The sequence below is a fragment of the Daejeonella sp. genome (genome assembly GCF_046590655.1).
In the GTDB taxonomy this organism is placed as follows: Bacteria; Bacteroidota; Bacteroidia; order Sphingobacteriales; family Sphingobacteriaceae; genus Daejeonella.
This window is the reverse complement of sequence record NZ_JBKJUM010000074.1, coordinates 1-14,803: the sequence shown is the minus strand read 5'-3', so window position 1 is coordinate 14,803 and position 14,803 is coordinate 1. Positions and strand designations below refer to the sequence as shown.

At 40.1% G+C, this 14,803-nt stretch carries 8 protein-coding genes; 3 read left to right on the top strand and 5 right to left on the bottom strand.

All coding sequences use genetic code 11. The features are described from left to right. From ACLL8Z_RS07705 to ACLL8Z_RS07695, 3 genes are all read right to left on the bottom strand, one after another. Positions 1-2,168 (bottom strand): VCBS repeat-containing protein (locus ACLL8Z_RS07705; protein ID WP_411274190.1); only part of this gene is annotated, 2,168 nt, incomplete at its 3' end. Positions 2,169-2,419: 251 nt separating this feature from the next. Continuing rightward, a complete protein-coding gene (locus tag ACLL8Z_RS07700) occupies positions 2,420-3,721 on the bottom strand; it encodes an amidohydrolase/deacetylase family metallohydrolase (RefSeq protein WP_411274189.1) in 1,302 nt (433 codons plus the stop codon). 29 nt (positions 3,722-3,750) lie between these two features. Then, positions 3,751-5,313, bottom strand: a complete 1,563-nt coding sequence (locus ACLL8Z_RS07695) for a PQQ-dependent sugar dehydrogenase (protein ID WP_411274188.1) — start codon at positions 5,311-5,313, stop codon at positions 3,751-3,753. Between the two features lie 731 nt (positions 5,314-6,044). Between ACLL8Z_RS07695 and ACLL8Z_RS07690 the strand changes: the two genes are divergently transcribed. Continuing rightward, complete coding sequence (locus ACLL8Z_RS07690) at positions 6,045-6,710, top strand: DUF2652 domain-containing protein (protein ID WP_411274187.1); 666 nt, start codon at positions 6,045-6,047, stop codon at positions 6,708-6,710. On the opposite strand, the gene ACLL8Z_RS07685 is transcribed toward ACLL8Z_RS07690, so the two are convergent. Continuing rightward, positions 6,691-7,875 (bottom strand): Pycsar system effector family protein, encoded by a 1,185-nt coding sequence (locus ACLL8Z_RS07685; protein WP_411274186.1) that lies wholly within the window; start codon positions 7,873-7,875, stop codon positions 6,691-6,693. The genes ACLL8Z_RS07690 and ACLL8Z_RS07685 overlap by 20 nt on opposite strands. A 125-nt stretch (positions 7,876-8,000) precedes the next feature. Here ACLL8Z_RS07685 and ACLL8Z_RS07680 point away from each other — a divergent pair, with 125 nt between their 5' ends. Then, positions 8,001-8,906, top strand: coding sequence for an SdiA-regulated domain-containing protein (locus ACLL8Z_RS07680; RefSeq protein WP_411274185.1), 906 nt, complete (start codon positions 8,001-8,003; stop codon positions 8,904-8,906). Continuing rightward, entirely contained in the window at positions 8,896-12,657 is a 3,762-nt protein-coding gene (locus tag ACLL8Z_RS07675) for a metallophosphoesterase (RefSeq protein ID WP_411274184.1), read from the top strand. The genes ACLL8Z_RS07680 and ACLL8Z_RS07675 overlap by 11 nt, the downstream gene beginning before the upstream one ends. A 57-nt stretch (positions 12,658-12,714) precedes the next feature. Here ACLL8Z_RS07675 and ACLL8Z_RS07670 read toward each other — a convergent pair whose 3' ends face one another. Beyond that, complete coding sequence (locus tag ACLL8Z_RS07670; protein WP_411274183.1) at positions 12,715-14,340, bottom strand: S8 family peptidase; 1,626 nt, start codon at positions 14,338-14,340, stop codon at positions 12,715-12,717. Positions 14,341-14,803 lie beyond the last annotated feature (463 nt).

The window sequence follows — 14,803 nt, the reverse complement described above, 5'->3', positions numbered from 1 at the left end:
GGGGCAAATTCATAGCCGCCGCTGCCAACATACAAATCCATATCGCCATCATTGTCTGTATCGAGAAACTCGGCAGCAGTATCTTCACACAATAAATCTGCAGCCAAAGCTCCCGATGGCTTATTTACAAATCCTCCATTTACCTGCTGGATAAAGATTCCACCTGCCTGGCCAGCGGCCCCACCGATAAATAAATCTTCCCTGCCATCTCCATTCACATCTGCTTTAGCCATGCAGGGTCCCTGGCGGGATAGGTAGTTGGGCATTAATGTCTGAACGGTGAAATCATTAAAAGGATTTTCTTTATGGGCATAAAATATGGAGGAAGCATTTACAAAATAATTTTCCTTTGTTGGTATAGGATTAAACTGCAAATTTGAAGCTGCGTTTTTCTGATCTACTAATAAAGTTTGATTTGCCTTGACATTTACAAGCTTCTGGCTCTTATCATTCGGCCAAACAACCAGAAGTGAATCAATAATTTTATTGCTGCCAATTCCGAAATTTAAAATCGGATCGACTGCTGACTGAAAACCGCGAACAGGAATTTGCTCCTGGTAATACTTAACACCCTTGCTATATAAAATAACTTTTGTACCTATTCCCCAGGAGTTTTTCGCGTTACCTTTAAGTTTGATGCGGAGGTAATTATTTTGATTTAACAGTTCATTATTATTTCTATAAACCCCAGCATACTCATTGGTATTATTTACCACTAAATCCATGTCGCCGTCATTGTCAAGATCAACATATGCAGCTCCAGCTGAAACCCCTTTTTGATCAAGACCCCATTCTGCGCTTTTCTTTTCAAAACGATCGTTGCCCTTATTTTGAAAAATATAATTTGATATGACACTCGTTGGCATTTTTTCGATGTATTCTGAAACAACTATTTGACTGCCCTCTTGTCTCTGTCTGATCGTGCGATCTACAGTATATTTCAGAAAGTCCATATCCGTATAATCTTTCACATAACCGTTGGTTATGAAGAGATCCTTATTACCATCATTATCGAAATCGGAAAATAAAGCGGCCCAACTCCAATCTGTATTGGAAACTCCTGCGAATTGACCGATCTCAGTGAATGTTCCATCGCCGTTATTTTTCTGCAGCATATTTCGGCTAAACTGGTAATAGAATCCCTTTTCAAAGAGAAACTGCATCTTATCGAAATTCTCTGCCCCGGAGTGCATCTTTTGCGTCTTGTTGTCCTCTGGTAGCATATCGAGGGTAACAATATCAGTAAGTCCGTCATTGTTATAATCAGCTACATCAGACCCCATCGAATACATCGATATCTGATCCATGCTTTCGGTTAGCTTATCAGTGAATGTTCCATTACCATTGTTAACAAATAGATTATCACGCTCATTAAAATCATTGGAAACATAAATATCTAACCACCCGTCGCTGTTAACATCAGAAATCCCTACACCCAGGCCGAAGGTAAGTACATTGGAGGTTATCCCTGCTTCCGCGCTAATGTTCTTAAAATATCCATTATCATTTCTATACAACTTGTTCGCAAAATCAGGGTTCTGCTGGGTTCTTAAACTTGTATTTTCCTGTACCCCTGTTGTATATTCTTGTAAGGAGTGGTTGATCAGGAACATGTCCAAATCCCCATCCTTATCGAAGTCGAAGAATGACGACTGAGTTGAATAACCCCCATCGTCAAGTCCATACTGAGCGGCTTTATCGGTAAATGTCAGATCACCGTTATTAATGAAAAATAAATTTTTACGTCTTTCAGCAATTATATCTGCTGATCTGTTTATATAGATATCCAGGTTACCATCTCCGTTAATATCTACCATGGTGGCTCCGGTACACCATCCCTGCTTTTCAGATATACCACTCTTCTGCGTTATATCTTCAAATTTAAAATCTCCCTTATTTAAAAAAAGGCGATTTTTAACCATGTTACCGGTAAAGAGAATATCTTGCAAACCATCATTATTGATATCCCCTATGGCAACTCCGCCGCCATTATAGAAATAGGAGTACTTCAGCACATTCATTTCATCACTTTCATCAAGGATATTTCGAAAGTCGATACCAGTCTGCCCTTCACCGAGTTTAGAAAAGAGTTTTAGTTTTTCTTTGGAACAGGCAGTAAAAAGAATGGTGATAATAAGAATAATTAGTTTACTCCGGAATATTATCATATTGTGCATCTAGGTTTTTAATATAACCGGAATTGGATGCAATTCATATTGCACCCAATTCTTCCATGTGAAAGTACGAACTTTTCCTACGTTGCCAAAGGAGGACCTCCCGGAATCATTACTTGCTGGCGGGTTGCTATAGTCGTATTTCGCATAGCAGTAAATTGACCAGCAACTGCGGGGCGGGCATTTGCGCCCAGGCCTTGTGCAACAGGCAGCAATGTCAAACCTTTTTGGATTGTTGATATTAACTATTTACCGCTGACTGGAACAATCGCATCCCATTGCGGTCCGCTTATTCCATTCAGATCCCATGCTATTCTTCCTGCACGAAGTGTCAGTTCAGCTTCCAATTTTTTAGTGCCATTTAACACAGACCCGCGTGCATCCATATATCCGAATTTTCCATCCCTAAGGTTGAACACAGTAACGTCAGCCTCGGCACCTACACTAAGATTTCCTAATTCCGGATGTTTGATTACCTGCGCCGGATTCCAGGTTGACCGTAAGATCACATCCTGAATTGACATGCCCATAGCCAGGAACTTTGACATCACATTTGCCATATCTTTCATACCTGCATTTCTGCTGCTCCGGTACAGGTCTGTGCTAATGGTGTTTGGCAGGAAACCTTGTTTAATCGAGTTGATGGCAGTGCCCCAAACGAATGCTCCTCCTCCATGGCCTACATCGAAAATTCTTCCGCTTTTCTGGGCTTCAAAGATGAAAGGCTTTACTTTATTATTTGCATCCACAACAGACTCTCGTCCGCCAGGCAAAGCATCTGTAGCTGCACCACCTGAGTAAGTATGCGTAAATATATCACCCGGGCGAAAGTGTTTCATGAAAAGCTCTTCGATAGATAATTTGGGAGTGGCTGAACCAAAATCTACTATTATAGGTTTATCGGTAAGCTTCCCGGCCGCAATAGCACGGTCAACCGGCGTAAAACTATGGCCCTGATAATGATGAGCCTTAATGCCGACTATAATATCCGGGTACTCTTTCATAACGAATGCCGTAGCTACGGGATTCATGTCCGTAGTATCCTGGGCATGTACAGTTCCTAACATACCATTGCCTGCAATACTAATAAACGCAAGAACACGTGTCTGGGAATTATCTATGGTTTGTTTCTTAAATGTATGGAAGTCTCTCCAGCCGGATGAACCGGCATCTACCATAGTGGTTACACCAGAACGGAAAGAAAAATCATCAGGTGCTACACTACCAAAGCCGTTGGTAATTCCAAAACCGGTGAAGCCTGGTTCTTGTGTACCAGCAAATACGTGGACGTGCATATCAATAAATCCCGGTGACACATAAAAGCCGGTGGCATCAACCGTTCTTTTTGAAGTATTAGCAGGGATATTAGCCGCTACACGTAAAATTTTACCGTCTTTAATTGCAACATCCATTTTGGAATTGATATGATTCTTGGGATCAATTACATGCCCGCCTTTTAAGAGAATATCAATCTCCTGTGCATGCAGGCTGAAAGCAAAAACCGTTAAAACAAGGGAACTAAGGAACTTCAGAGATCCTGGAATCATATTATCTAATTTTAGCATACTGTTCAATTCTATTTAACTTGTGATGAAAATTTATTTACAGGGACTAATCTTACCAGAAGTCCATTATCTTCAGTTAAGATATATAAAAATTGATCCGGTCCGAGCTTTACATCTCTAACCCTGCCGATATTCTCAAGTAGTCTTTCTTCATGACTAAATGCGTCATTCTTTAAAACTGTACGATATAACATCTTGGCGGCAAGTCCGCCAATAAAAACATTCCCATTCCATCCTGGATACCGGTTCCCGTAAACGAAGTCCAGATCACCCGGGGCAATAGCATAATGATGGACCGGAGCTACAACGCCCTCACGAAAAGGACTTTCAGAAATGATAGAACCATTATATTCAAGGCTATGTGAAACCAAAGGCCAACCGTAGTTTGCACCAGATTTAATCACGTTTAGCTCATCGCCGCCCAACTCACCAAATTCGGTGGAAAAAATTCTTCCGGTCTTTGGATCACGAACCAGCCCTTCATGTACCCGGTGGCCATATGAATATATCTCTGGCAGTGCACCTTTTGTTTTTACAAATGGGTTGTCTGAAGGGATAGAACCGTCTTCATTAAACCGCATTGTCTTCCCATCGGGTAAACTTAAATCCTGAGCAGTAGATCGACCCCCTTTTATCCCAACAGTAAAAAATACATGTCCATTGTTATCGAAAGCAATTTTGCTTCCATACCATTCTCCATTTCCTTTGAACGGCCCGGCTTTATACAGAACCTTGTCCTCCATAAGTTTATCCCCTTCAAGTTTGGCTCTCATTAATACTGAATACCCTGGTTCAGTCCCGCTGGCATCTGTATAATATGAAATGTAGATAAGCTTATTCTGACGGAAATCAGGATGCAGTTTTATATCACGCAGGCCCTTCGGAACATTTCCACCAATTGGATTGGGCTGTACCTTTCCGTTACGTACGATGGCAAGACGGCCTCCCCTCTCTGCAATAAGAACTCGGCTATCAGGTAAGAATACCATGCTCCAGGGTCTGACTAAGCTTTTGACAACCGTGTCAACCATAAAAAGCTGAGACTCAGAATTGGTAACATTCGTTAATTTAGCTGGCAACACAAAATATTGGCTTACAAGTTTAGAATCAATACGATAGTTTTTTAAGGGCAGTACAGGGCGCACTTTTACAATAGCTGCAGAGCCCTTCTTTGCAAACTGGCGGATATAGGCGATGAGTTGCCATCGTTTCTCGTCAGAGAGCGCTGCGGCGAAGGCAGGCATTGAACGGCCCCTGCCGGTAGTCAATTTCCAGAATAGTGCGCCCTCAGTTTGTGCCGCAACTTCTTTACTATGGAAGTTAGCTGGCTCAATTTTGAATTTGCCTGGAGATCCATCGCCCAAGCCATTTGGACCATGGCATGATACACAAAATATATTATACAGCTTCTCCCCTTCTCTAAGCACGGGAGGGCTGGCTGTAAACGGAATCTTCAGAGTATCGGCTGATGCTGGAGCTTTCCAGGGCTCCTGAAAATTTCTGGTTGTGGTAAATGACGAGATTAAAAAGCCGAAGAAACCACCCAGGATATATAAATATGATGCTTTTCTCATTAATATCTATGTTGAAATCTATAGCAGGGTAAGATATCTACAAGTAACGGCAAACAAGTATAAACCAAAAAAAACTTAATATCAAGACCAGGTAAAAGCTATTTATAAGCTTCCCCCCTTTCAATAACTGCCTCCTGCAACTTCAGCCTCTCCTATTTCAAAAAGGTAAACTAGATACTCCCATCGATTTCGCGCTGATCGGACTTATTTTTACCTCAACCGCGACTGATATTCAGAAATCACGTCCTTATAGGTATTTAATAGTTTGTCCCATGGATAATAAGACTCGTCATAACCTGCCCGCATTTTTAGATTTTACCCCAAAAATATTTTCCTTACAAACCCACTTGGAGTAAGATAAATATACTAATAATTGCAGATAGAATATAATTTAAGACACTAATCCTCTGACTCAAAATTGTATAACTTATCAGGGCAAAGTGAGTACGGCGGAGTATACCGACATTTTGTAGCAATTTCAACATCAATTGAATTAATATCCTTAGTTTCGCGTAAAAATCCCGTTTGCATATTTTATTGACCAAATATAAACAGACTGGAACTGGGCTTTCAACCTGAATAATTCGCTGATCAACATTTTAACGCGATCGGAAAAAACAAGGTATTTTTACATCATTGGACAAGACCATATCACTGTTACAATCAACAGAATCCATTGATGAATTAAAGATGGTATATTAATTGCATTTTAAATATGGTAGGTTCCAGATATGAAGAATAAAGAAGGACTTGAATCGGCATTCTTTTGTGTGCCCGATATTACAGGATTCACAAAATTTATTGCCACAGCAGATATTGCATTCGCCCGCGAAGTTATTCCTACGTTACTGCGAAAGCTGATTGAATGTAATGTCTTGAAATTGAGAATTGGAGAGATAGAAGGCGACGCGATTTTCTTTTATAAAACAGGTCGACTGCCGGCTGTAGGCCGTGTAGCCGCACAGTGTACAGCACTTTATACAACGTTCTCCGATTTCATAAAGTCTATAAAAGAGAATGACCCGGAAAACTATGAAAAATATCTCGCAGACAGCCAGTTAGGCTTAAAGATTATAATCCATTATGGACAGATCAGCCTCCACAATATAAAAGGCAGAATTAAACTTCTGGGGCAGGATGTAATTATAGCCCACAAACTTTTGAAGAACAAAATACCGGATTACAATTATATTCTTCTTACCGATAAATACTTGTCCAAAATAAAGGACAGGGACAATTTACAGCAATGGTTCCATTGGGAAGAACTCCGTTCAGGTGCTGAAAGCTACGAGTTTATTGGCGACGTGGGTTACCGTTTCATTACACTTGATGAGATGGAACATTTGCTTGACACGGAAATAGCATCTCTACTTAAGCCTAATAAGAAAACAGCATAATTACTACAAATCCGACTGCACAGAACACCATTCCAAACATAAATATATTATACGACCAGCTTAAATAATTGTATTTGCGTACAAGTACACTGCCCAGGTAGAAAATATCAACACTCATGCTGTCATACAATTCGTCTTTTTGCTCTTTCAGGGCTTTAATCTTATTTACAAACTCCCGTAATTCAAGCTGAGCAAAATTTCCAAAGAACAGTATACTACTGTCTTTTTTACTTAATTCATATTTTTCTTTACTAGTTACGTTCGGCCTTGCTGACAAAATAGCGAAGACGACTGCCAGCAGACTGGTCAGTAATAGAAAGGCCATTGGGAACACAAAACGCACACTGCTGAATTGATTCTCGCTTGAGAAAGTAAACCCTGTTCCGAAAAGGGTGATAACGATAGAAATGATGATCGTATTTATGCTGATCATCATATTGGCTTTATTATCTGCAATAGATGTAAGGCTTATATGATAGGCATAAACCGACCTATACAGAGTTTCGATCCCCCGGCCATCTTTAATCGGTTTTAATTTTGCTGCTTCGTCAGCTTTTTTAACTTTGGTTTCAAACTTGTCGATTTTACCGCGTTGTTTTAGAATATTTTCCTCCTTTTGCTCATTATAATTCAGTACGGCATACTCGGTTTTAAACTGGGTATCGAGCAAAAACTGGAGCTGAATTTTAGCCCATTCCTCTTCGGAATAGGTTTTCTGTAGAATTCTTTCCCATTCGATGCGGAGAAGGTCAGCACGATGTTCAAAACTCTTGTTGCCGAGATTTATGTAATCTGCATCGTGAAGTATTTCCTGCAATGAGCCGTCTGGTACTGTCCTGTATTTAGTAGAGAGTATCAGGGACTCAATCTCCTTAATATCTTCGTCGGCGTAATTTCCTTTCAAATACTCCTTCATAAACTTCACGCTTTCCTCTTCATGATTATCATAAGCATTCACGTACCCTGCATCATGAAACAACGCTGCAAGAAGTAAAACTTCATAGTCACGGCTTGTTAAGTTGTACGACTTAGAAAGTTTCTTACATGCTTTTACTGTTTCAGCGGTGTGATTATAGTTGTGATATACATAGTCTCCGGGAAGCTTATCTTTAAATAAGTTGAATACATACTCCGCAGCTTCTTTCACAATGGTATTATTTTTCATATACAAGTTCTGTTAATTCTTATGCTTAATAGTAAAAACTATGCCATCATGCGTTAATAATTTTATTTTAACTACATACTTTTGGTATGATTATGGCAAACCAACGATACTGAAATTAATAAATTATGATTAGAATTTCTACGCTTTGGGCATTTATCCTATTTGCATCGTGTAATAATCCTGTTGACGACGCCAAAATACCTGTTGATTCGCAAAAAACCAAAGTTATATCTCCAAAGAATAATAAGATTCATGAACTACCTGCCGAATTAAACGAAATTTCAGGGATCACGTTTTTGAGTGATACTGTCTTGGTTGGCATACAGGATGAGGAAGGTATTCTATACTATTACAACCTCGCTCAAGATAAAATTATCAGGAAACAAATCTTTGCCGGGTCTGGTGATTACGAAGACCTTGTGAAAGCAGGTAATGATATGTATGTACTAACTAGTGAGGGTGTCTTGTCACAGATCAAAAACTTTGCTTCTTCCAATCCAATCTTAACAACGATCAAAACACCCTTCAGCAAAAAGAACGATACTGAGGGAATGGCTTACGATGCAAAAAATCACCGGCTGCTTATTGCTCCGAAAGAACTCGGTTTAGATGCTAACGAAACAACAAAACAAATTTATGGTTTTGACTTAAATACGATGAAATTTCAGACCAAACCCGTATTTTCGATTCGTCTTGACGAAATATCATCTCAATTTAGTGGAAGCGCTCTGGAGGAAAGCTCGAAGAAGTTTTTAAAAGCAATTGGGAATCGAAATATGAATAAGGTATTTCGATCCTCTGCTATCACAGTTAATGAAAAAACGGGTGAAATATTTGTTCTTTCGTCTTTGAACGGACTTATAATCATATTGAATTCAGAGGGTACACTAAAAAAGATTATTCAGTTTTCTGGCGCAGAATACAAGCAGCCGGAGGGCATCGCATTTGCACCGAATGGAAAACTTTATATCTCCAATGAAGGCAGCAAATCAGGCATAGGAAATATTATAGAACTTACACATGAAAATTAATTTTTACAGAGCCACACTCTTTATACTAATTATAGCAATTTTTCAAGCTTGTACCAGCTTGAAGCCCTTTTATGATAAGACTCAGCTCAACTGGGAAGCAGCCAAAGCCCCTGATTCCCTGAAGTTAAAATATTCGGTCTGGTTGTTTGGCGATGGAGGTGTACCGGACAAAGAAGCTCAGGAACCCGTATTAAAGCTTTTGCAAGCTCAAGTCTTCTACCACGACACCACCAGGATGTATCGATTGCCTGACACGGGTGTAGTGAACAATTCGCATGCTGAAGATGTAGTAATTTTTCTTGGAGACAACATCTATGAAACTGGGCTGCCGGAACCAGATGCATCTGACCGCGAGGAAAAAGAGCGCCGGATAAATGAACAGATGAATGTTGTCAAAAATTTTAAGGGGCAGAAGATATTTGTACCAGGGAACCATGACTGGAATGAAAGCCGGGTTGGGGGACTTGCGTCAATACTGCGTCAGGAGCAATATATAGAACAATATCTTAACGCAGGTGATGTATTAATGCCCAGCAATGGCTGTGGCGGTCCAGTCGAAGTCCAGTTAAATAAAGATTTGGTAATAATTGCCATCGATTCGGAATGGTGGCTTACCAAACATGAAAAATCCATTGCACCGGATAATGGATGTACTGTATCATCCAGATTAGAAGTAATTCAGCAGGTTCAGGATATAATCTTACGGAACAGGGGCAAACACATCATTATTGCACAGCATCATCCCTTATTTAGTAATGGGCGTCATGGAGGATATTATACCCTTAAGGATTATCTTTTTCCACTGACCCTTATTCGTGATAATTACTATATACCTCTTCCGGTAATCGGTGCAATTTACCCCCTGATGAGGCAATATGGTATTTCCCGCCAGGATCTATCAAATAAAGACTACCAGCAGTTGAAAAGGGGTTTACTTTCAATTCTGGAAGAGGAGAAAAACGTTGTTATTGCGACAGGTCATGAGCATGCTTTACAGTTTAACAAGTACAAAGATATCAATCATATTATCAGCGGGGCCGGCGCTAAATCTACCACTATGATTAAGGGCAATGACGCATTATTTTCATACGGCGGAGGCAATTTGCAGGGCTTTGCAAGACTTAACTACTATGATAACGGTCAGGCGTGGCTGGAATTCTGGGAGCCAGTGGGTGACGGTTCAACCGGGAAAATTGCATATAGGACGCCGCTTTACGCCATTCCTGCAAAAGCTGATGATAAGACAGCTGAAGAAAAGTTGATCAGTTACACCGATAGCATTAAAACAATAGTGGCCGGTGATAAATTTAAAGCGGGAAAATTCAAACGCCAGCTTTTTGGGGAACATTACAGAGACACCTGGGCAATTCCCATTAATGTAAAGTACCTGGATTTGAATACATTCGGCGGAGGCTTAACGCCAATTAAACTTGGAGGCGGCAAGCAAACTACAAGTCTACAACTACAGGGTAAAGACAAAAATATTTATCAATTCCGAACGGTCGAAAAAAATCCTGCGGCACTTTTACCAGAGGGGTTTTTAAAGACGTTCGCGGAAGATTTTGTACAGGATCAGATTTCATCTGCTCATCCATATGGTGCACTTATAATTCCGGATATGGCAAAAGCAATAGGAATTTATCATACTAATCCAGAATTAGTCTATATGCCTTTTTCAACCTTATTGGGTCCATACATCCAACAAGTTGGAGGCAAACTTGGAATTATCGAGGCGCGACCAGACGAGGATCTTTCAGACTTCAGCTCCTTTGGCAATGCTAAAAATGCAGTGGGCACACCGAAAATGTATGAGAAATTAAAGGATGATAACGACAATGAGGTTGATCAGGAAATGTTCCTTCGATCACGGTTATTTGATATTTTAATTGGCGACTGGGACAGACATGAGGATCAGTGGAGATGGGCAGAGTTCAAGAAGGAAAAAGGGGTTATATACCGGCCGATTCCGCGTGACCGTGATCAGGCATTTACAAAATTTGATGGATTGATTCCCCGCCTGGTAAGCAAAGTATTACCTGACATTCAATCATTTGAGCTGAAGATCGGAAATCCGGCGGAGCTCTCAATTGCAGCCAGGAACCTGGATCGAAACCTTTTAACTGAGTTAACAAAAGAAGACTGGCAGCGAATAGCCGCTCAAATGCAAGCCGATTTAACAGACCAGGTCATCGAAGGAGCCGTGCGTAAAATGCCGGCTGAAGTTTATAGTAGCGCTGGTCAGGAAATCATCACTAAATTAAAATCCAGACGTAGCCAACTTGCATCTGTTGCAGAAGAGTATTACCATATTCTCGCTGATGAAGTTACTATTGCAGGATCAGATAAGAAGGAATATTATCGAGTAGAGCGTTTTGAAAATACCACAAGGATTACCGTTCATAAAATTGACTCTAATGATAATGTAACCCGTCCATTGTATAACAGAACCTTTGTAAATTCAGAAACAAACGAAATAAACATCTATGCTTTGGATGGCCGGGATAGTATATTGATAGACGGTAATTCTGATAATAAGATTAAAGTCCGAGTGGTTGGTGGAGATAAAAAGGATTCCTTTACAGATCTTTCCTCTGGAAGGACATTATATTACGATCTAGAGAGTGAGAATAATTTCGTTTCCGGTGATGCTGCCTTGCGATTGTCAAAAGAGCCGTACGTAAATAGTTACGAGCCAAATTCATTCATATATGATACGAAAGGCTTTGTACCTTCTCTAGACTTCAATGCAGACGACCGGATTTTTATTGGTGGTGGATATGCCGTGAAGCATTATGGCTTTCGGAAAGACCCGGCAAGTTATACCCAAAGTCTTATCGGCAATTATGCACCAAAAACCGGGGCATATTCAATCAAATATAAAGGCGACTTCTATTCACTGTTTGGAAAAAATAATGACATACTTGCCAGAGGAACTTTTAATGGGCCACTATATACCTTTAATTATTATGGCCAGGGAAACTCCACTTTGAACGTTGGGGACGACATTGAATTTTTTCGCGTTAGAACCAAAAACCTGAGCCTTGCTGCATATTATCAGCATCGGTTCACCAAAGCGTTTAGCATTGGAGTTGGTCCCGGATACGAATATTTCCGTGTCGAAAAGCCAGGAAACAGATATATAACTTCTCCAGTATTCCCTGAGGCAGGTGATATTGGTGAGCCCTCAAGGTATGGTACCGTAAGATCTTTTGCGAATATTGACTTTGTGGACAACAAACTTATGCCCTCCTCGGGAGTAAGGTGGTTCAATCAGGTAAACTTTTTTAATGAAATTGGGAATACCAAACACAAATATCTTCAACTGAAATCGGACATCTCTTTCTATGCCACACCAAATTTTAGTTTTCCGGTAACTGTAGCATTTCGTCTAGGCGGAGCTGTAAATATTGGAGATTATAAATTCTTTCAGGCAAATGCCCTTGGAACCAATTCGAATTTACGGGGTTTCAGGAACAACCGCTTTTCAGGACGTTCTTATCTATACCAAAACACGGAGGTGCGCTTTAAAGTCACCTATTTCAGGAATTACATCTTTACCGGAGATATGGGCTTGTTTGGATTTGTTGATTCAGGGAGGGTGTATTCTGATGAATCTGAAGCTAGTACATGGCATAAAGGCTATGGACCAGGAATTTGGTTAAATCTCTATAATAAGATGCTGGTATCGGGAGGTTATGGTTTTTCAAAAGAAGGCAGCTATCTTACTTTAAAAGGCGGTTTCTCATTCTAATTATCATATAAAAAAGGGGTGCACCAAATGGCGCACCCCTTTTTTTGCCGTAAGTAATTACTTGGATTTAACAGAAGCTGTAGAATTGGTCTTTTCGGCAAGGATCAAGGCATTATAAGCATTTACTACACCACCAGACACCGATATCTGGCTTACGGGAACTTTAGTCGAATTACCTTCTTCCCTAATCTTTACTTTCTGATCTACCTTAGTAACCGAGTTCATAATGATATCTTTCACCTGAACGGCTGTAAACTGTGGGTAATATGAACGGATTAATGCAGCCAGCCCGGCTACTACAGGAGATGCCATACTGGTTCCATCATTTTCCTTGTACTTAGAATCAGGCATGGTGGAATTAATTTTAACACCAGGCGCAAATACGTCTACCGATTTACCGCCATAGTTAGAAAATGAAGCAACAAGATCTTCATCATTTTTCCAGCCCGAAGCACCCACTTCAATCCAGCCCTCAGCATTACCCATTGTTACACCTGTGCTGTCAGCAAATAGGCGGTTTGGAACATTGTCTTCTTTTTCTGTGTTCTTCCCATCATTTCCCGCTGCATGAACCAGAAGTACATCTCTGGATACAGCATATTTAACGGCCTCATCAACCACTTTTTTGTCCCATGAATAAGCTTTACCAAAGCTCATATTAATAATCTTAGCACCATTATCCACCGCATACCTAATGGAATTGGCAACATCTTTATCACGCTCATCACCATCAGGTACAGTTCGGAGAGCCATAATTTTTACGTTGTCAGCGATACCTTTGATTCCAAGGTTATTACTCCTTACAGCACCTATGATTCCTGCAACATGCGAACCATGCTCAGCATCAGGTCCTGTTATATCATTATTACCATAAAACTTCTCATAGCTATTTGCATAGTTGTCACCAATTGAATCTTTTCTTGGATCATATTCAAGATTTAAATGGTATTTAATTTGAGTGTCATAATGTTTAATTCCTTCTTCAAGTTCCTGTCTGAACTCTTTGTATGAACTTTTCTTAATTTCCGGCTTTATAAACTTAACGACCTGTGATTCAATATCCCCTTCAGATTTATAATCATTAAAATCAACAATGGTAGGCTCCGTTTTACCCATCTTCACAAGTATTTCATCGAGGTGTTTAAGAATAAGTGTTGTATTCTGGAACCCCATCTTGGCTTGTTGAAGCCTGGCCATGTAATCCGTAACTAATTTTTTGTAAAGTTGAAATTCTTTTCTTTCCTCTTCACTGAAGGGAGTTGAATTAAGAGCAGCTGCATATTTGGGCTGGAGCTTATTAACCAGGCGAACTACTTCCATGTTATCATGATGAACTTTTCCTAAAAAGTTCCAACCATGAATGTCATCTATGTAGCCGTTCTTGTCGTCGTCAATGCCGTTAGCGGCTATTTCCTTGGGATTAACCCACATCACCTGTTTAAGATCCTCATGTTTTTCGTCTATTCCCCCGTCAATAACAGCTACAATAACGGGCTTAGAAGTTTTGCCTTTCAACAATTCATTATAAGCTTTTTCAGTACTGATTCCAAATACGCCATCATTCTTCAGGTCAAGATTTTGCCAATTCTCTTTAGGCTTCTCATCTGCATCGCTCTGAGCGAAAGAAGTAAATGGCAATGCAATGACTGCCACAGTGTATAGTAGTTTCTTAATAAAATTCATTTTGATCAGTTTTTATACAAAGTATGTTCAAGATAACGATTTATATGGCTTAACGAGTATACCAGAAATATTCAATCTGAAATATTACATGTATATACGATCGCGAGATGGTGTTTGGTTCTGTAGCGGTATCAAACTGACAGTAGGATGTTAAAAGAGGTAGAACAAAGCAATCAGTAAGTAAAACTGTACACGGGGCTTGGGTGAGTTAAATGAAAAGGTAAGTGGGTAACTTATGCTAATACATCAGGCTGGTTCGCGATCCACCTCCCTGAGTAAATCCTTCTTACACAAAAAAAAAACTAATTTTTCGAAAGGGGCTTATTTAATCCCGATAGCTATCGGGATGGACACCGACCTTTACTAATCTCAATAACAAAAAAAGCCCAGTACAATGAAGTACTGAGCTTTCTATAAAATTGGGCACCGACCTACTCTCCCACCTGTTACGGCAGTACCATTG

Coding starts and splice junctions, on each gene's coding strand:
- ACLL8Z_RS07700 (WP_411274189.1), bottom strand. CDS start 3,721: ATGATTCCAGGATCTCTGAAGTTCCTTAGTTCCCTTGTTTTAACGGTT.
- ACLL8Z_RS07695 (WP_411274188.1), bottom strand. CDS start 5,313: ATGAGAAAAGCATCATATTTATATATCCTGGGTGGTTTCTTCGGCTTT.
- ACLL8Z_RS07690 (WP_411274187.1), top strand. CDS start 6,045: ATGAAGAATAAAGAAGGACTTGAATCGGCATTCTTTTGTGTGCCCGAT.
- ACLL8Z_RS07685 (WP_411274186.1), bottom strand. CDS start 7,875: ATGAAAAATAATACCATTGTGAAAGAAGCTGCGGAGTATGTATTCAAC.
- ACLL8Z_RS07680 (WP_411274185.1), top strand. CDS start 8,001: ATGATTAGAATTTCTACGCTTTGGGCATTTATCCTATTTGCATCGTGT.
- ACLL8Z_RS07675 (WP_411274184.1), top strand. CDS start 8,896: ATGAAAATTAATTTTTACAGAGCCACACTCTTTATACTAATTATAGCA.
- ACLL8Z_RS07670 (WP_411274183.1), bottom strand. CDS start 14,340: ATGAATTTTATTAAGAAACTACTATACACTGTGGCAGTCATTGCATTG.